Source organism: Loktanella sp. M215, from assembly GCF_021735925.1.
Taxonomy (GTDB): domain Bacteria; phylum Pseudomonadota; class Alphaproteobacteria; order Rhodobacterales; family Rhodobacteraceae; genus Loktanella.
This window is the reverse complement of the sequence record NZ_WMEA01000003.1, coordinates 1-17,282: the sequence shown is the minus strand read 5'-3', so window position 1 is coordinate 17,282 and position 17,282 is coordinate 1. Positions and strand designations below refer to the sequence as shown.

The 17,282-nt window shown below is 55.2% G+C and carries 19 protein-coding genes; 15 read left to right on the top strand and 4 right to left on the bottom strand.

Annotated elements, in window-relative coordinates; translation table 11 throughout:
• Positions 1–369: 369 nt before the first annotated feature.
• From GLR48_RS19885 to GLR48_RS19870, 4 genes are all read left to right on the top strand, one after another.
• On the top strand, positions 370–774 hold the full coding sequence (locus GLR48_RS19885) for a mobilization protein (RefSeq protein ID WP_237064652.1): 405 nt from the start codon (positions 370–372) through the stop codon (positions 772–774).
• A complete protein-coding gene (locus GLR48_RS19880) occupies positions 771–2,618 on the top strand; it encodes a type IV secretory system conjugative DNA transfer family protein (protein WP_237064651.1) in 1,848 nt (615 codons plus the stop codon). The genes GLR48_RS19885 and GLR48_RS19880 overlap by 4 nt, the downstream gene beginning before the upstream one ends.
• 37 nt (positions 2,619–2,655) lie before the next feature.
• Positions 2,656–3,204 (top strand): hypothetical protein, encoded by a 549-nt coding sequence (locus tag GLR48_RS19875; RefSeq protein WP_237064650.1) that lies wholly within the window; start codon positions 2,656–2,658, stop codon positions 3,202–3,204.
• Between the two features lie 285 nt (positions 3,205–3,489).
• Entirely contained in the window at positions 3,490–4,533 is a 1,044-nt protein-coding gene (locus tag GLR48_RS19870; RefSeq protein ID WP_237064649.1) for a replication initiator protein A, read from the top strand.
• 2 nt (positions 4,534–4,535) lie between these two features.
• Here GLR48_RS19870 and GLR48_RS19865 read toward each other — a convergent pair whose 3' ends face one another.
• From GLR48_RS19865 to GLR48_RS26105, 3 genes are read right to left on the bottom strand one after another with little or no spacing between them, the layout of a single operon-like run.
• Positions 4,536–4,829, bottom strand: a complete 294-nt coding sequence (locus tag GLR48_RS19865; protein ID WP_237064636.1) for a chromosome partitioning protein ParB — start codon at positions 4,827–4,829, stop codon at positions 4,536–4,538.
• Entirely contained in the window at positions 4,822–5,169 is a 348-nt protein-coding gene (locus GLR48_RS19860) for a hypothetical protein (RefSeq protein ID WP_237064648.1), read from the bottom strand. The genes GLR48_RS19865 and GLR48_RS19860 overlap by 8 nt, the downstream gene beginning before the upstream one ends.
• On the bottom strand, positions 5,058–5,492 hold the full coding sequence (locus GLR48_RS26105; protein ID WP_442915853.1) for a ParA family protein: 435 nt from the start codon (positions 5,490–5,492) through the stop codon (positions 5,058–5,060). Before GLR48_RS26105 ends, GLR48_RS19860 begins: the two co-directional genes overlap by 112 nt.
• Before the next feature lie 170 nt (positions 5,493–5,662).
• On the opposite strand from GLR48_RS26105, the gene GLR48_RS19855 reads away from it, so the two are divergent.
• The 9 genes from GLR48_RS19855 (at position 5,663) to GLR48_RS19820 (ending at position 11,823) form a co-directional block, all read left to right on the top strand.
• Positions 5,663–5,929, top strand: coding sequence for an antitoxin (locus GLR48_RS19855; protein WP_237064647.1), 267 nt, complete (start codon positions 5,663–5,665; stop codon positions 5,927–5,929).
• Positions 5,930–5,937: 8 nt separating this feature from the next.
• The gene (locus GLR48_RS19850; protein WP_272911641.1) at positions 5,938–6,240 is read left to right on the top strand and encodes a type II toxin-antitoxin system RelE/ParE family toxin; all 303 of its coding nucleotides are present in this window, start codon (positions 5,938–5,940) and stop codon (positions 6,238–6,240) included.
• A 158-nt stretch (positions 6,241–6,398) separates the two neighbouring features.
• Positions 6,399–6,968, top strand: a complete 570-nt coding sequence (dcm, locus tag GLR48_RS25765; RefSeq protein ID WP_272911640.1) for a DNA (cytosine-5-)-methyltransferase — start codon at positions 6,399–6,401, stop codon at positions 6,966–6,968.
• The gene (dcm, locus tag GLR48_RS25760) at positions 6,865–7,620 is read left to right on the top strand and encodes a DNA (cytosine-5-)-methyltransferase (RefSeq protein ID WP_272911639.1); all 756 of its coding nucleotides are present in this window, start codon (positions 6,865–6,867) and stop codon (positions 7,618–7,620) included. Before dcm (GLR48_RS25765) ends, dcm (GLR48_RS25760) begins: the two co-directional genes overlap by 104 nt.
• A gap of 31 nt (positions 7,621–7,651) precedes the next feature.
• The gene (locus GLR48_RS19840) at positions 7,652–8,095 is read left to right on the top strand and encodes a very short patch repair endonuclease (RefSeq protein ID WP_237064633.1); all 444 of its coding nucleotides are present in this window, start codon (positions 7,652–7,654) and stop codon (positions 8,093–8,095) included.
• Positions 8,034–9,377: an MvaI/BcnI family restriction endonuclease gene (locus GLR48_RS19835; RefSeq protein WP_237064645.1), complete on the top strand. Its 1,344-nt coding sequence runs from the start codon at positions 8,034–8,036 to the stop codon at positions 9,375–9,377. Before GLR48_RS19840 ends, GLR48_RS19835 begins: the two co-directional genes overlap by 62 nt.
• A gap of 443 nt (positions 9,378–9,820) precedes the next feature.
• A complete protein-coding gene (locus tag GLR48_RS19830; protein WP_237064644.1) occupies positions 9,821–10,519 on the top strand; it encodes a hypothetical protein in 699 nt (232 codons plus the stop codon).
• Positions 10,520–10,577: 58 nt separating this feature from the next.
• A complete protein-coding gene (locus tag GLR48_RS19825; protein ID WP_237064643.1) occupies positions 10,578–11,210 on the top strand; it encodes a caspase family protein in 633 nt (210 codons plus the stop codon).
• Positions 11,164–11,823, top strand: coding sequence for a hypothetical protein (locus tag GLR48_RS19820; RefSeq protein ID WP_237064642.1), 660 nt, complete (start codon positions 11,164–11,166; stop codon positions 11,821–11,823). Before GLR48_RS19825 ends, GLR48_RS19820 begins: the two co-directional genes overlap by 47 nt.
• A gap of 313 nt (positions 11,824–12,136) precedes the next feature.
• Here GLR48_RS19820 and GLR48_RS19815 read toward each other — a convergent pair whose 3' ends face one another.
• Complete coding sequence (locus GLR48_RS19815; RefSeq protein WP_237064641.1) at positions 12,137–12,628, bottom strand: tyrosine-type recombinase/integrase; 492 nt, start codon at positions 12,626–12,628, stop codon at positions 12,137–12,139.
• Between the two features lie 796 nt (positions 12,629–13,424).
• Here GLR48_RS19815 and GLR48_RS19810 point away from each other — a divergent pair.
• Together GLR48_RS19810 and GLR48_RS19805 are read left to right on the top strand one after the other, a co-directional pair.
• The gene (locus GLR48_RS19810) at positions 13,425–14,015 is read left to right on the top strand and encodes a hypothetical protein (protein WP_237064640.1); all 591 of its coding nucleotides are present in this window, start codon (positions 13,425–13,427) and stop codon (positions 14,013–14,015) included.
• A 1,324-nt stretch (positions 14,016–15,339) separates the two neighbouring features.
• Complete coding sequence (locus GLR48_RS19805; protein WP_237064639.1) at positions 15,340–15,684, top strand: hypothetical protein; 345 nt, start codon at positions 15,340–15,342, stop codon at positions 15,682–15,684.
• Positions 15,685–17,282: the final 1,598 nt, after the last annotated feature.

Here is a 17,282-nt window from a genome sequence, read left to right as displayed (position 1 = left end):
GCGGGCAAGACCCGGCGGGACGCGATCCAACCGCCAAGGTTGGCACTGGAGAGTTTGAGAGGCCGGGAGGGCCTTTCATTCCGCAGCGATCCGCGGCGGACAGCAATCCAACTGCCAAAGTTGGACTGGGATGGTTTGGAAGGGGCTGTGCACCCTTCCATATCGCAGCTGCAGGCTGCGAGGGGGTTGGCCGTCGGCCGGGGTATAACCCCGAGGAGATCGCACGCAAATCTCGCAGCACGACCGCAGGGAGGCGGAGAGTTTGCATAAGTGCGCCCTTGTCCTTTACAGGCCCACGGGTAAACGCTATCGGTTGATCTGGCAATCCTACATTCAACTCAGGGTATTCGGTAAGACGGAGACACGACAATGGCAGAAACAGAACTTCAGCGTGCAGAACAGCGCTACGCCCAGGCCAAAGCCAGACTGCAGGCCCTGAAGAACCGCGAAGCCACCCGGGAACGTAAGATGGACACGCGGCGCAAGGTCATCCTCGGCGGCGCTCTTCTCGATCTCGCAAACCGTGACAGCAGAGCCGCCGCCATGATCGACCGTCTGGTTCATAACCTGCCCCGTGAGCAGGACCGCAAAGCATTCGACGACTGGGTGAACCCGGCATCTGCGTTGATACCATCCACCGGTACGGACGCACAGAGCGGCGCAGGAACAGCTGCTGAAGATGATGGTGGTCGTGCAGCCGTTGATACCTCTGCCCCGTCGGCGACCTCCACCACATCTGCCTCTGACACAGGCACCGGTCGGAGCGGGCAATGAGGGGTCTGATCGGCGCAGTCCAGTCTGTGGCCCGTGTGGTCATGCTGATTGTGATGGCACCCGTCATGCTGGTCTACCTTGTCGTCGGCCTGCTGCTGGCGACACTGGTGGGTTTGTTTGCGCTCGGGATCTTTCGGGGCGCTGTGCTGGGGCTGGACGCCTTCGATGATCCGACAACGCTTTTGGGCTGGGCCGGCGCTCTCGTTGTTTACGTCGCGTGCTGGTGCGTCGCCGTCTGGCTCTGGACGGAGTATACCGGCATCGCCGCCCGCCTCCGGCGCGGGCGTGGCGACAGTCACGGCTCTGCGCGGTTTGCCGACAAGAAAGATCTTGCGCGAATGGAGGGCGGCACCGGGCTGATCGTTGGGCGCAATCCCAACACCGGCCGGCTGCTACGCTATGACGGACCGGCCCATCTGCTGACCTTCGCGCCAACACGCTCGGGCAAGGGTGTGAGCAGCGTTCTGCCGAACCTGCTGCTGGTGGAGCGCTCCGTGCTGGTGATTGACCCCAAGGGCGAGAACGCACGCATCGCGGGGGCGGCAAGGGAAGCGTTCGGCGATGTGTTCATCCTTGATCCGTTCGGGGTTACGGGCATGGCGTCGGCATCCTACAACCCGCTCGACCGGTTGTCGGCTGACAGCCTCGATCTGGGCGATGATGCGAGCTCTCTGGCGGATGCGCTGGTGATAGATGCGGCGGGTCAGGGCGGGGACTCTCACTGGAACGAAGAGGCCAAAGCTCTGATCGGCGGGCTGATCATGTTCTGTGTCTCCCATGAGGAGGCGGAGCGCCGGTGTCTCGCCACGGTCCGGGAGTACCTGACCTTGTCAGCAGAAAACTTCACTAAGCTGATGGAGCTGATGCAGGAGAGCACCGCAGCAGGCGGTCTGATCGCACGGGCGGCCAACCGGCACCTCGGCAAGGCAGAGCGCGAAGCGGCGTCAGTGGTCTCGACAACGCAGCGCCACACGCACTTCCTCGACAGCCCGCGGATTATCAGCGTGACGTCCCGGTCCGACTTTCACTTCGCGGAACTGCGCCACCGGATCGCCTCGGTCTTCCTCGTGCTGCCTCCGAACCGCCTCGATGCCTACGCGCGCTGGCTGCGCCTGCTGGTCACCCAGGCTCTGCAGGAGATCGCTCGGGACGCAGAGGCGGTCTCCGGGCCTCAGGGAGATCTTGCGGCCGCCACAGCGGGGCGTACAACCTCACGTACCGCCGTTCCCCTCCTCAAGGCGGGTACAGAGCCCTCAGAGGCACAGACAGCCTCTGAGGGTGCCTCTGAGGGTGCCTCTGACGCACCAGACAGCGTGACGGGGCTCTCTGGGACCGCAGGGCTGCTGCGGATCCCTCAGGCCCCTCCCCTGGCCCCCACAACGCCCACCCTGTTTTTGCTGGACGAGTTTGCGGCGCTGGGGCGTCTGGAGGCCGTGGAGCGGGCCATGGGGCTGATGGCGGGCTACGGGTTGCAGCTCTGGCCGATCCTGCAGGATATGAGTCAGCTGAAGGATCTTTACGGGGCCCGGGCCAATACCTTCATCGCCAACGCCGGGGTGCAGCAGGTCTTCGGTGTCAACGACTTTGAGACCGCGAAATGGCTGAGCCAGACCATGGGTCAGGCCACCACCGGGTATCAGACCCAAAGCACGAAGCTCGGTGAGGACCCGTCCACCTCGCACAATGTCACCGGCCGGGATCTGCTGACCCCTGACGAGATCATGCAGATGCCACCCACTGTGCAGCTCCTCCGCATCCAAGGCCAGCCGCCCGCCGTGGTGCAGAAACTGCGGTACTACGCTGATCCTGAGTTTGCCGGATTGTTCGTGGCGGAAGCCGCATGACCGCATTCACCCGCCTTGTTTTGAAAGACCCCACCCGATGACAAACCAGACCCCCCCTGCCCTCTCTGACGACGAGCTGCGCGAAACGCTGGATATGATCGGCACCGTCGTGGCCTCGGTTTCTGACCGCGTAGACGCCCAGACGGATGCGCTGGACCGGCTGAACAAGACCACGACGGAAGCCCGCCAGGCGGCCTTCGCGGCGCAAAGGCAAACCGATCCGGAGTTCTACGGACAGATCGTTGGTGAAGTGGCTCTGAAGCTGATTGAACGTTCCCTCGCGGACCTGAAAGGGACGATCAGTGATCTCGATCGTCAGACCCGGCAGACGATAACTGTCCTGAAGCAGAAGGATGACGACCGGGACCGGGACCGCAAGACCCTCACGGAGCGCGAACGGCGTATTGATGCTTTCAAAGCAAAGCTGCCCTGGATGACATTCGCTGTCGGTGTCTTTGCGATGGTCATGACGCTGACGGTGCCACGCTTCATCGCGCAGTTTCCGTCTGGCTGCGGTGTTCTCGGCGGGACCTGGACGGAGACCAGTGCAAGCTCCTACGTCTGCGCGTTCTTTAACCGAAGTTGAGCGAAATGCGGTTGGGAAGAGACTTATCCACAGGCTGCTAAAACGAAGAGGGTGTTAAATAGGTGTTAGACTCTGTGTTAAGCAAAAAATATCGCGTGTAAGATTTTGATTTTGTTGAGATCTTTTAGGGCGTGCGTGTGTAAAAGTACGAAAGAACGTGTGTGAAAGTACGAAGAACTGTGTGTGAAAGTACGAAAGGTCGGTCAGCGTGTGTGAAAGTACGAATCGTGGTGACTTTGAGCTTTTTGAACTTTAGTGTGTGTGAAAGTACGAAAGGATCCAGTTTTGCCTGATGAGAGTGCGGTCAACCGCTCCCCTCTTTTGCCAGACAGGCACCCTCAAGGGGATTTTTTCGTTTGCGATATTTTTGATGCCGTTCCTAAAGCTGATATGGCTTCAATGGAGCATCCGATCTTTTCGCTTTCGACCAAACCGGACACTCGTGTCCGTGAGTATGAACACAATGGCATAAAGATTGCGATCAAGCCTTCAGTAGACGGACTTGCAACCGTACATGACAGGGACATTTTGATTTACTGCATCAGTCAACTTATGACTGCTATCAACGATGGTAAAAAGGTCTCTCCAGCAGTTCGTTTTCGTGCATTCGATATGCTGGTTGCGACCAATCGTAACACAGCTGGATCTGGATATGCTCAATTGAAGGCTGCCTTAGAAAGGCTTGCCGGAACCCGGATCAGTACAAACATTGTGACGGGCGGTCAGGAAGTATTTAGAACTTTTGGATTGATCGAAAGTGCCGAGATCGTGCGTGAAACACGTGATGGGCGGATGCAGGAAGTGGAGGTTAAGCTATCTGATTGGGTATTTAATGCTATCCAGTCAAAGGAGGTCTTGACCCTCCATCGAGACTACTTCCGCCTCCGTAAGCCACTGGAACGGCGCATTTATGAAATTGCGCGCAAACACTGTGGTGCACAGAAACAATGGCGGGTTAGTCTGCTGTTACTTCAGAAAAAATGCGGGTCGAACTCCACGCTTCGAGAGTTTCGACGTTTGGTCATGAATATTGTCCGGGAAGACCGGTCACATGACCATATGCCTGATTATTCCATTGAACTGGACGAGCAGGATGACATGGTCGTTTTTTCGAACAGGCAGAGCGTCAAATTGGTGTTGCCACAGGCGACAGCGCCGCAGCTTGATCCGGATGTCTACGAGACTGCACGTATGCTCGTGTCTGGCCATGACGTCTATTATCTGGAGCGGGAGTGGCGAAAATGGTTACCTGAGACGCCCCGCAATCCCGAAGCAGCATTTCTGGGATTTTGCAGAAAATGGGTGCAGAATAGAAAAAATACCGGATAATTTTAGATACCGGATTTGTTTTTATACATGGCCCACGCATCTTCGATGATGACCCCTTGCTGAACGCCCCGACGCCTTGCTTCGTTGGCAATCTCTTCTGAAATACCAGGCATTACTTTGGCATGAACCTGATCAGTGCGGGGGCTTGGTTTGCGACCGCGCTTCTTTTGGGGCTCCCGTGCAACAAAACCAAGGGTTTCTCCTGCCTTATCCGTCTTCTCTACAGCTTGTGCGCTTCTGTCTTTTTCGCGCGTCTTCAGGCGGCCAAGGTCGATATTGAAGGGCTTCTCAGTCATTTTCCACCTCACCGGCTAGTCGTTGATATACAGCTTGCGCAAACTGCGCGGCATTCTCGATGGCTCTATCCATATTACCTTGCGCGGGCATACTATGCAGATCGCCGCCAAACTCAAAAAGCGCAGAAAAGGCAGCGCGCTCCATCAGAGGGGGATTAATCAGATCCACGCCCTGCTCGGTTAGTGAGCCCGCAATCCCACTGTGCTGCTTGGACTTAATGGCCTTCGTCATAGTAAAGACGACAGCGTGAGGAATTTTCCGGTCCAGTGCTTCCTCCTCTTCCGCAATAAGCTGTAAAGCTCGTACACCAATCGTTGCGTCCAAGGTGGTGGCTCGCATGGGGGGGTAATGACCAGATCAGCCTGAGATATTGCGCGCGAGACTAAGCGGGAGGCTACCCCTTCAAGGTCAACAATGACGATCTGGCCGTCTGTGTCATGACGCTTGATTGTTTTCACGATGTCGGACTCGCTGACGTTCGACAGAACGGTGATCCGTTCAGGTACTGGACCTTTGTCAGACCACAAAGTCAGGGACTGGTTTGGGTCGCAGTCCAGCATGACAACATTTGCACCTGCATGGGCAAGTTCGGTTCCCAAAAGGACAGCCGTAGTGGACTTTCCGGCCCCACCTTTTGGCGAAGCGATGACAACTGTGGGCATAACTTCTCCCTTATTTTATCCGATATTTTAAGTAACCGGATATATTGATTAATTGGATATATAAGATTACCGGATAAGTAAAGATACCAGATAATAGGTAGACTCTGGAGGGGGTGGAAGCAAGCCACACAAATGTTGTTTTGTGTGGCAGAACGTGCTAGTTCGATCTCATGCCCAGACTCTCAATCGACATTACGCCCGAGCAGCATCAAAAGCTGAAAGCCATTGCTGCGCTGAAAGGCGAAAGCATCAAAGAATATGTATTGAGCCGGACACTTGGGGACACGCCTTCTCTGGACGACATGAGCGAGGCCCAGGCGGTCATAGCCCTGGCCAATTTCCTTAAGCCGCGGATTGAGCAAGCCCGGCGCGGCGAGCTTTCCGTGAAGTCCATAGCGGACATTCGGCGGGACGCACACAAGCAGGCGGGGCTATAACTGCAGCTATGCAGTCATACGACCTTACATTAGCGGCAGAGGAAGATTTGCGCGACATCTGGCATGATACCTATCGCAAGTGGGGCTTTGATCAGGCTGAGATGTACTTCAATCAGATAGAGGCATGTTGCGAAGCCTTAAATAATGGCCTGGTGCGCTCCAGGCTAAATGACCAGTTGCCAGACGGCGTCCGTGTTCACCAATGCCAGCATCATTACATCGTCTGGCTGAGCGAGAGCCGTCCGGTCATAATTGCCATTTTGCACGAACGCATGGATTTTCTGCGGCGGCTAAAAGCGAGGCTGTCATAGTCTCAGCATCACAGGTCTGATGGTTTGTGATGCCCTGCAGCGGCGAAAGTTACTACATATAGCAGCTCTGTTTTTACAATGTTCTTGTATTTTGGGAGGTATCACGACACAGTGTCAGAAATATTCCCAGATGTCTGGGCACTGGGAGCGTTTACCATATGACCGAATTTGAAATGCTGGTTCAGCAGACAGGCTGGAGTGTGGCTGAGGCTGCTAAGGTGCTCGGATACTCTGAAGGCCACGTCTACCGGTGGAAACGGGGCGAAGAAGTGCCGCGGGACGGTGTCATCAATCTGCTGCGTATGCATATCGATACGCACAAGGGCGCACAACCTGAAGGAGCCTTCACCTTCATCGATCTCTTCGCCGGAATCGGCGGATTGCGCAAAGCGATGGCCAGTGCGGGCGGGCGTTGTGTTTACACATCGGAATGGGATGCCTTTGCCCAGAAGACCTATCACGCCAACTTCCCGGACAACCGGCCGATCGCGGGTGACATCCGTGAGGTGGACGCCGCTGACATCCCCGAGCACGACGTTCTGGTTGCAGGTTTTCCCTGTCAGCCATTTTCCATCGCGGGCGTCTCCAAGAAGAATGCTTTAGGCCGGCTGCACGGATTTCAGGATGAAACCCGTGGGCACGTTGTTCTTCGACGTGCTGCGTGTTCTGATGCACCACCGGCCGGCAGCGTTCCTGCTGGAGAACGTCAAGAACCTCAAAAGCCATGACAAGGGCCGCACGTTTGATGTGATCAAACGCAAGCTGACTGAGGAGCTGGGTTATACGCTGCATACCCGGATCATCGATGCAGCGAACTTCGTACCTCAGCACCGCGAACGGATCGTTATGGTAGGTTTCCGCGAAAAGACCGGCTTTTCCTTCGATGATCTTGTTCTGGCTGGCAGGGCGGGGCGCGGTATGCGCGACGTTCTGCATCCTGAAACCGGGACTGAAGTGCCTGAAAGTCACTTCACGGTAGGTCCGGATGCAAAGGTGAGCGACAAATATACGCTCAGCGACAAGCTCTGGCAGTACCTGCAGGGATACGCGGCCAAGCACAAAGCGGCCGGCAACGGTTTCGGGTTCGGTCTGGTGACGCCTGACAGCATCTCGCGGACACTGTCTGCACGCTACTACAAGGACGGCTCTGAGATCCTCGTCAGCCGTGGCCCGGGCCAGAACCCGCGCCGTCTGACACCGCGGGAATGCGCACGCCTGATGGGCTATGACGACAGCTTCCGGATCCCGGTCTCGGACACACAGGCTTACAAACAGTTCGGCAATTCGGTTGCAGTGCCGGTTTTTGCCGAGGTGGCCCGCCTGATGCGGCCGCACATTCTGTCGCTGACCGAAGGGCAGGACCTGCGCAAAGTTGGCTGATGTCCATGACCCCGCAACCCGGAGTCGCAATATGGCGGCCATCCGCAGCCGCGATACAAAACCTGAGCTGATCATCCGCAAAGGACTGCACGCACAGGGGTTCAGATTCAGACTGCAGGGCCGTGACCTCCCCGGCAGGCCGGATCTGGTCTTTCCTAAATATCATGCGCTGCTCTGGGTCCACGGCTGCTTCTGGCACGGGCACAGCTGCCCGCTGTTTCACTGGCCTAAGAGCCGTGAGGACTTCTGGCGGGCCAAGATCGGCCGCAATCAGGAACGGGACGCTGCCACATGGACAGCTGCCCGGGCCGCCGGCTGGCGATGTGGCGTTGTCTGGGAATGTGCTCTGAAGGGCAGGGGGCGTCTGTCACCCGGTCATGTCATTGACTCAATAGCGCACTGGCTGTCCTCTGATGCAGATGAATTCTGCATTGAAGGCCAATGGATTGATAACGCCGCTCACCCGCCTGCTTGACCAGATGGCTGCCCATGGGGCGGTACGTTTCTACGCCAAGCGAATTGCTCCGAATGACAACTCAAAAAATCAGGTTTATCTGGGCGGCGGATTTGGCGCCCTGAACATCATTCCGCATGGTCCGGTCGAGGGTGACGACAGTGACCGCGCGGGCAGCGTCCGAGACAGGGCCAAAGCCATGGTTCGTTTCTTCTGGCTCGATGCTGACGGCCCGACGCCCGCACCCGATGCGCAGCTAATCCTGTATCCGAAATATCCCGAGGTGCGGATGTCCGGCTTTTTGCGCGGAGCGAAACGTGCACCAGTCGTGCTGATGAGGTCGCGCGACGAAGGCAGAGTGCTGTTTTTGGGGATCTGTGCCGATGGCCGGGTTCTGGGTCATGTCGTTGCAGCTGACGATCCCGTTGCCCACACCTTTGACGCAGCAGCGTCCGGTCTCGAAACGACCGGCGTCTTTCACGATCTGGAAAAACTGCGCCAAGATGGCACCGACCCGAAGGAAGCACTGCTCGCCGCGCTCCGGCGGATTCACGCCAAAGGCTGGATCGCATCGCAGAAGATGGGCAGGGCAGGGGTGCCGGCCCCCTACAGCGCCCGCAACGGCGGCGGCTATACGCTGGAAGCTGAGCTGGGCATCGCTCCGAACGGCTATGCGGATCCGGACTTTATGGGCTGGGAGGTCAAGCAATACGGGGTAAACGACTTTACCAGCTACCGTGCAAAAGGCGCTGTGACCCTGATGACGCCGGAACCAACCGGCGGGCTGTACCGGGATGAGGGTGTCGCGGCGTTTCTGAACCGCTATGGCTATGCCGATAAGTCGGGCAAGGCAGACCGTATCAATTTCGGCGGGATCTACACCGCCAGCCGTGATTTCCACGCAGACACCGGCCTCATGCTGCGCCTTGACGGGTTCGACGCGGCAACGGGGAAGATCACAGATTTCGACGGCGGGATTGTCCTGCTGGACCGCGACAACACTGTCGCAGCTTCATGGGGGTTCCGGGGCATTATGGCCCACTGGAACCGCAAGCACGCCAAGGCCGTCTATGTGCCGTCTCTCATGCAGTTCCCACCGCCGGAGTACAGCTATGGAGGTGTAGTCCAGTTGTGCGAAGGAACTGACGTGCTCCTCCTGCTGGCGGCGGTTTCAGCCGGAAGCGTTTACTACGATCCGGGCATCAAGATGGAAGCTGCGGGATCAGCAAAGCCGCTGATCAAGCGCCGGAGCCAGTTTCGAGTCCGGCACGCTGACTTGAACGCATTATACAGGGGGGGCTGAGGAGGTGGCGATAACATAATGACCGCAATACTATGCTCCACATGAATGAGGTCGGCTGAACGCATTGTGGGCAAGTCTGCACCGCGACATCGCAGATTTCCGCCATTTCAGTCTATAGAGTTCAGCTTATGGACTGAAATAGGTTCTTACAAAGATAGTTATTTATCATATAGTACTTTGAAAAATATAGTGTTTTTTTGTATAATTTAGAATACTTCAGAGAAGTCTATCTAGATAGAAAATAACGGGCATCGTATTTTTGGACATAATCGACGCAAAAAGTTCAAACCAAGGATTACCCACATGCCCTCTGATGACGTTCTCTCCTCGCTGCTCTCAGCACCCCCGATCATCCTCGCGCTTCTCCTTGGAATTAGTGCTGTAGGTGTAGCCGGATTTGCGCTGCACGTAGTCCTTCACGCCATCACGAAGGAACGTCGCAAATGAACATGCGTCAGTGGGTAAAGCTGCCGTCTGCTTGGATGGAAGAAGGCGGGCTTTCAGCCTTCAAGTGGCGTGCCGAGGCCGGGGCATCCGAAACAGCAGCTCTCATGGTTCTGATGGCAATCGCGCATCGCGCTGATCTGGAAGAGGGCATCGCTCGCGCGACATACAACGACCTGTTTGCCGCAACTGGCGTAAGCCGCACCAAGATTGCCGATGGTCTCGAAATTCTGGCAGCACGTAATTTGGTGATACGCGAAGCTAACGGGCGCAGCACATTCCAACTCACAAACTACGGCAAGGGGCGTCCTTGGGCCGCGCTGCCTGCGAAACCTTTATACGATGGCAATGGAGCTATGCCGATGTTCGAAGACTTCTATCTTCGTAAGGTGGCAGAGCTGGATGCCGTGAAAATCTATCTCGCGCTCGCGGCGCGGCGTGACACTAAACAGAACGTGACCCGGATCACCTACGATCAAATCAGCGACTATGCGGGTGTCCCGATTAAGCGCATTAAGCGCGCTCTTGGGATTCTGAACATCAACGGTCTTGTTACCGTGGAAAGCTATGAGCGGATGGATCGCTTACCCGGTGCATCTCATGGTTACCGACTGAGCCACTTATTTCCAAAATTCCATGCCGGAACAACCGGGCGCACGACGCGCGGACTGGGTGGAGATTCAAAAAATTACGAGTAGCGGAACGGTTATGAACATTTGAGAACGCAAGTATGTGCGTCGGCAAGGGAGATTTAAGTTGAAAAGAAAAATGGCAGCTCTGGTTTTAGGGAATGCGGAGTATCCCGCAGGTGGCGAACTCGAAAATCCTGTCAACGACGCTTTGGACATAAGTGAAAAACTAAAGTCCTACGATTTTGAGGTGATACTCGGGACAGACTGCTCAAAAGCGGCCATGGAAAAAAAGCTTAAAGAATTTGGTGATCTTCTCAAAACCCATGATGTCGGAATGTTTTTTTTCGCCGGTCATGGTATGCAAATTGATGGTAGCAATTATTTGCTAGCCATCGACACAGACGACTCTTCAGAGATTGATGCAAAATACAGCTCACTCTCCTTGGATAAGGTTGTAGAGGTATTGGCAAAATCCAAGGCATTAACCAAGATTATTGTGTTGGATGCGTGCCGAAACAATCCTTGGAAGAGGGCGTGGCATCGGGATATAGCCATGCGCGGCCTTGCGTCTGTTTATGCCCCGAAAGGCACGATCATAGGATTTGCAACGTCCCCCGGTGAAACCGCTGCTGATGGGGTCGGACGGAATGGCACTTATACTGAGGCTCTGTTGCAGCACATTGACACAAAAAGACTGCCCCATCGAGACAATGTTCAAGCGGGTAAGAAACACCGTCGCCGCCGCCAGCCAAGGTAAGCAGACTACATGGGAACACACATCCTTAGCCGGTGAGTTCTATTTCAATCTAGGTATCGACAAAATAGTTAAGGAATATGACGAAACCGCTCTTGCAGATGGCCTGTTTGGCCTCGACAACTCTAAGTTGTCACATAAAATTATAGAAGGTTTGAAGAGCTATAATTGGTATGTTCAAAATCCGGCATTACTGAAGCTTGATGAAAAAAGCGTTAAGCCGATGAGTATTAACAACCTATTCGTCCTTGGTCGAAATATATATCAAGCCGCTTGTGGATCATCTGGAGCCGCTGACGTTTTTATCGAAGACTTCAAATCGCGCACTGCACAGTTTGGCAAATTGAAGCGGAAGGCGTTGTTAGACGGGATGCTATTCGAGATATTTTTGACTCGACAGGTAACCTCCGCCCCAAGATCAAAAGTAAATATTTTGACGAAGTATTTGACTTACAAAAAATACCCGAACTTAAGGCGAGTTTTGAATTTATTGCGGACACACTATCGGCTGCGGGCGCAAACTTCATCCAACTACCTGGTCGTGGGCACGTACTGGACGTTACCGTTTCAACAAAGAAAAAAAAGAAAGGCTATCTTGTTGAATCAGTATTTATAGGCGGACTGGATTTATTTCAGCGTCCGGAAAGCGATTGGGATGACCTCGATGGTATACCGTTATACTCTAAAACTATCATTGAGAGACTGAACGCAAACCTTTCCCACGAACTTGTCGTCCCTCAGCGCCTGCTGAATGTGACCTACACCCCTGCATCTGTTGATGAAGACGATGTAATCCTCATCCCGCACGGATGGAGCATCAAAAGATGATTAGGCCCGCAATCAAGCTAACCTACGCTGCTGTGTTCGACTCTCCAGCCACGCCCAGTTCTTCACTGGATTGCGTTTCGCCAGATAGGTCTGCGCGATCATCAGAGATGGTATTTGCGGGCGATGTCGAGGGCCTCGGCCTGTTCGGTGCCGATGTATTCTTTCGTGCTCTCGATGCTGACGTGGCCCAGCAGGGAGCTGGGCAGCCCGTAGGTTGCCGGTCTGCTGGTGGATATAGGTCGGGAAGGTGCGGCGCAGGGAGTGCAGCCCGTAGAGCGCGGGATCGAGCCGGGCCGTATCAGCCAGCCTTTGAACAGCCGCCAGAGCTGGCTTTCACTCAGGTGTGAATGCGACCAGCGCACGCCCTGTCCGGTGAACAGCCAGCCGTGCAGCGGCCGCTCGCTGGCGGCCAGGTAGACGCGCAGGCTGTCGCGCGTCACCGCCGACAGCCGCGCTTGCACGGGGCGGGCATTCCGGGTCTCGGTCTTCTTCTGCCGGATCTCGACAATCTCGCGCACCCCGAGCGGGGTGGCCACATCGGCGACCCGCAGCCGCACCAAGTCGGAGCCCCGGAAGCAGGTATCCAGGGCCACGTTAAACAGCGCCAGTCACGGACCGCCGCAGCTTGCGTCCGGCTGTCCTGCCGCAGCAAGAGCCGGATCAGGCTGACCTCGTCAGGGGTGAGCGGGGGTTTCTTGCCCACCACCTTGCCGCGGTTCCAAAGCCGGTTTCGGAGGGGTGTCATGGGGCCAATCCTTGCAGGCTACGCACCCATTATAGCGGGAAAGCGTGCATACCGGAAGAGGTGAAGCGCGAAGAACCCATGAAACCCCTGTTTTATATAGCTCAGCCCCATCGGTCGCCATGCGAGCTAATATCAAAAAGCTTGCATGGATGGGTAAGCCGGTGCAGTTCAAAAACGTGTATCTACTGTTCGGCTTTTGAAGCGGGTTTGTGGCAGCTAAAAACAGGGCAGGGGATGCGTGTGCCAAAAACGAGGGTTTTTGGCACACGTCTGAATGACGGCAGTGCCGGATAAAGTTACCTTTCGCGTATCATATTTCTGACCTAAACTGGACACTTATCGCAGCGTCCCACAAAGCCGATTATAAAGGACGAAAGCGACTATCATTATTTTATAAGGACAGATGAATGAGCAAACAGTTTTACGAAGTTACAAAGGGACACCTAGGACAATACGAGGACTGGTGGAACTTTGATGCAGAAAAAAAAAAGTGTGGTCACGCACCATTGGGACTACGTCACAGTTAAAGGTTTGGCTCAGAATACGGGAAAAAGGACTTATTCGACAACAGAGTTTCTAGAAGGCGATCATCATAGTGGAGCAAAATCAGCCTTGAGAGAAATTTTGAAGGTTGAATAAATACTATGAGAAACAGGCCTGAAAAATCTGAGAAACTACCGGCGCTCCATACGCTCATCATCGGGGACATCCGCGCAGCATGGTCTAAAATGTATTGGGATGTGGATGCTTTCGGAGACGTCCAACGATCATTTCCGGAAGAACATGAGCCGCTCGCTTACTTAGCACTCAATGCATGTATTTCAGCGTCTTCTTTGGAAAACTGGGCGAGAACACGATGGATGCAACAAGAACGCAAGAAAAAGTTCAGGGTAAAGGAACAGGACTTTACTGATTTGGTAGACGCGAAAATACCTCATCAGGGTCTCTGTGTAGACGTTGCTAATACGACGAAGCACGGTAAGCACAAGGAACGTCGCTGGAAAAATGGAGAACTCAATTTCAGATATGACGCGGCCAGCGAGCATGACCCGCCTGGCTTTGTCATCTTAAAGTTACATGAAAGTAAAACCAGCATCCTTTACAATGATCTTCATGATCTGCCGAACCTTTGGTGGGAATTTCTAAAAGAAGTTGATCTTGTTTCCGGTGAAAAACCTACGCTGGAATGGTGGCAACGCAAAATTTCTCGAATGTTCCCTATGATCTTACGCTAGCATAAACGTACTCGCTATCGTGGTTTGTGCTAACAACCCTTTGTTGAAGGGTTTTTGAGCACTGTTTTCGTCCGGCAAACCATTTAGATTATTCCTGAACTAGAAGCCGACATTAGAGGTGCAAGTAAGTGTCGGAAGTTTGGGCTCAGAACCGCCATTCACCACGTTCCAAAAACCACCGTTTCTGGCTTACCCCCTTAACGCGGGAAGTAACGCCCTTCGTCCCTGTCCTGAACCGCAAGGGTCACGATCTGACTTACCGCAACGCCACAATCGAGACCGGCGTAAAACGTTACAAGACGGCGACCACCATGTGCCGTACATGTCTGCGGAAGCTCGATTTTTACAGACGTTTCAGTGCGGTCGGTCATCCGCTTGGTCAATGAGGATGCCCGAGAGGCGTGGCCCCCGAGTTCATGAGTACGGATTAGAACGGCGTTGAAAAAGTCGGGTACGTTAAGGCTTACAGCAGGCGGCGTAGAGGTCGGTCGCGTTGGCTTAAGCCTTCCTCTGCAGGCTGCTCGATCAGCGCCAATCCAAGACAAATGTGGATTGGGTCTGATGTAGGCCAAGACTTTTAACAGGTGTCATTCACCTGTTGACTCAGCAGACTTCCCTGTATATCAGCAGTCATACACTGGTGGAGTTTGTAAATTATGACTGATAGTACAACCCGAATTTCCTTACGCCTCCGGAGCGATGTGGCCGACCTCATCAAGTCGCTATCCTCCGAAGCTGGGATCGATCCCTCCGCCTTCATGCAGCGCGCGCTGGAACGCGCCGTCTACGAACACCTACCGGCTGATCGGCGGCGGGAGATCGACGAACACCACGGCCCTCTACGAGATGGCGCAGACCGTAGCCCGCGAGATCCGTGACGCGGGAAAAGCGGACGAGCATTTCACGCTCACTGTCTTTCGCGCGATGATGGCCATCCCAAACATTCGGGCTCTCTACGAGGAGGTGATCGGCGTGGACGCCTATGCTGACAAGGCGCCCGGAAAGATGCCGCTCAACATGTACCTAGGCTGGTACATCAAGAAGGCGGTCGGCGCAGAGCCGCCTTCTCGACGACGCGGGCACTCCACGCAGGGAGTATGTTACCGGCGAGCCGATCAAAGAGCTACACACTCCTCGCTGTGGAGCCTCCCGTCGCAGCCGTCATCGTCCGGGCATCGTAAGCGGAACCCCCCATGGCTGATCACAAGAACGTCCTGATCGCGATCGCGGCCACTACGGACCCCGCCAAGCTCCGCAACTTTAGAGCCAATGCCCGCAGGCTCAGCGCGACCGATGTAGAGAGGAAGCCGCCTTCCGGCGCTTGGTGGAGATACTTCCGAAAGAAGAGCCCGGCACGCTCGAGCACGACTTCTGGAAGACGATCCACGCATTTGAGGAGATGCACAGCGAGGAGCGAGGAAAGACCATCAGGCTGTCCCGGACGCGCCAGAAGGTCGCCCGTGTCGGCGTAAAGGAGACCCTGATCGGGTTCGCGACCAGCAAGACCCCGACAGACGGCTTCAGGATCTTGATCGACTATGGCTGCCCCGAGCTTACCGGCGAGGCACTGGTCCTAAAACACAGTAAGGAGTTCAATCCGGAGGTGCAGCTTGCCGCCAGGCGACGACTAGAAGACGCAGGTGTCGATCCCTCGAAGCTGGTCTTGTGATCCCTCCTTCTAGGTCACTCTGCCTTACTCTGGGGGCCCGAAAAACCACCGTTTGTGGCACTCGAGGTGCTAATCCTTGGCGGGAGATTGAAGATTTTGATTGGAATTCCTAAAAACGACTGTTTACTGCGCGATATGTTGGGATTTGCTCGTGCCCCTAGGAGAGCTGACTACCTTAAGCGTATAAAAGGCTCTTGTCCTGCCGGTGGTCGAGATGAAACGGTACGAGGCGGTAAGTACATCGCTTACATCAATGCGGTGACATTATGGCGACGTGGGCTAGAACCTTTAACGAAAGACAGGACGTGGCAGCCCGATATTACTCACCGGACGATCCAGAGAACTACGTTACCTCGTCTGAGCTCAAGCGCTTCGCTCGGACGAAGCAGATCAGTATATGGTCCACTGGTTTCGAGGCATGTTTGAAGACCCTCAGAACGAGATGCCCTACGCGGACAAGGGAAGACCACGGCGACTCTCCCTCACTTTATCCTTGGGGCCGGACCCTACGATGCCGACGAACAGCTCAAAGACGAGTTTAGCGACATAGTGCCCTTTGAGGTTATTCAGGAAGCCGTCCTAGGAGGTACAATCAGACGGCACGATAGAATGGAGCACGGTCCAAATCATCCCTGATCAGATAGCCGCCCGCGACGGGGCAATGGCCGAACACTATAACGAGCCCCCTTCACCGGCCTTAGAAGATATTCAGCGGCGGATAGAAAACGGCGTCGTTCCCGCCTTTGGCGATCCGTTTGAACACGAGGAACGCGTGGCATTGCGCCGCAAACTAGCGGAGCTGCGCGCTCCTTGCTCAAGACCCGCCGTCGCATGGCGGGATTGGGCACAATCAACCGCCAGAGCAACCGGCACTGACGGTCGAGCTGAAGATCGAAGCAACCGATGCCATCGACCAGATGGATGCAGAGCTAGCTAACGAAAAGCCCGACGTAGAGGTCGTGCTCGAGGCAACAAGGACGGCTGCAAAAAAGTCCTCTTCTGGATGGGCAAAAACTCGACAAGTCCGTCGACAGCTTCATGGCGACGATTGGCTCAGCGGGCGGTGTCGCGGTCGTCGGCGGCGTCACTGTTCAGCTCGCAGGGGGGGTTCTTGTCGGTGAGAAGATTGGCCAAGTGGTAGAACAGCACTGCAATGGCCAAACACTGTCACCCTGCCCTTCTGCGTGTCTGCGATTAAAAATCCGACTGAGCTGGTGCCTGTTCTTCGGAGCAGCCTTCGCCACTGCAAAACTAGGGGAGCGAACAGGATCCTGCGTCAAAGAGGCTGGTGCGGCCTGCAAGCCGCAAGGCTGAAAACAAGGCCCCTGAAGCTAGTTACCTCAGCTCGGGCGGTTTTCGGCCGGTTGCGCCCACAGTCTCTGTCACTGGAAAAATGACAGTTTATGGCAAGGTGTCATTGCCTAAAAGTAGCCGTTCGTACCATTTGCAGCTAAGGTCAATAACCAGCACAACCTGCTCATTGGATGTCAGGCAGTGAAGGTTACGTCGTACGAAAGAGCAGCCCCTTCGCTCGCGACGAAGAAACTTACTGCGCAGAGCCTTAATACATAAAAACTACCAACCTCCGGATGTGGTCA

Excerpts from the sequence above, each read along its gene's own strand:
- GLR48_RS19810 (WP_237064640.1), top strand. The coding sequence starts at position 13,425 with ATGAGAAACAGGCCTGAAAAATCTGAGAAACTACCGGCGCTCCATACG.
- dcm (WP_272911639.1), top strand. The coding sequence starts at position 6,865 with ATGAAACCCGTGGGCACGTTGTTCTTCGACGTGCTGCGTGTTCTGATG.
- GLR48_RS19840 (WP_237064633.1), top strand. The coding sequence starts at position 7,652 with ATGGCGGCCATCCGCAGCCGCGATACAAAACCTGAGCTGATCATCCGC.
- GLR48_RS19850 (WP_272911641.1), top strand. The coding sequence starts at position 5,938 with ATGCAGTCATACGACCTTACATTAGCGGCAGAGGAAGATTTGCGCGAC.
- GLR48_RS19860 (WP_237064648.1), bottom strand. The coding sequence starts at position 5,169 with ATGCGAGCCACCACCTTGGACGCAACGATTGGTGTACGAGCTTTACAG.
- GLR48_RS19820 (WP_237064642.1), top strand. The coding sequence starts at position 11,164 with ATGTTCAAGCGGGTAAGAAACACCGTCGCCGCCGCCAGCCAAGGTAAG.
- GLR48_RS19880 (WP_237064651.1), top strand. The coding sequence starts at position 771 with ATGAGGGGTCTGATCGGCGCAGTCCAGTCTGTGGCCCGTGTGGTCATG.
- GLR48_RS19875 (WP_237064650.1), top strand. The coding sequence starts at position 2,656 with ATGACAAACCAGACCCCCCCTGCCCTCTCTGACGACGAGCTGCGCGAA.
- GLR48_RS19830 (WP_237064644.1), top strand. The coding sequence starts at position 9,821 with ATGAACATGCGTCAGTGGGTAAAGCTGCCGTCTGCTTGGATGGAAGAA.
- GLR48_RS26105 (WP_442915853.1), bottom strand. The coding sequence starts at position 5,492 with ATGCCCACAGTTGTCATCGCTTCGCCAAAAGGTGGGGCCGGAAAGTCC.
- GLR48_RS19865 (WP_237064636.1), bottom strand. The coding sequence starts at position 4,829 with ATGACTGAGAAGCCCTTCAATATCGACCTTGGCCGCCTGAAGACGCGC.
- GLR48_RS19835 (WP_237064645.1), top strand. The coding sequence starts at position 8,034 with ATGCAGATGAATTCTGCATTGAAGGCCAATGGATTGATAACGCCGCTC.
- GLR48_RS19855 (WP_237064647.1), top strand. The coding sequence starts at position 5,663 with ATGCCCAGACTCTCAATCGACATTACGCCCGAGCAGCATCAAAAGCTG.
- GLR48_RS19885 (WP_237064652.1), top strand. The coding sequence starts at position 370 with ATGGCAGAAACAGAACTTCAGCGTGCAGAACAGCGCTACGCCCAGGCC.
- dcm (WP_272911640.1), top strand. The coding sequence starts at position 6,399 with ATGACCGAATTTGAAATGCTGGTTCAGCAGACAGGCTGGAGTGTGGCT.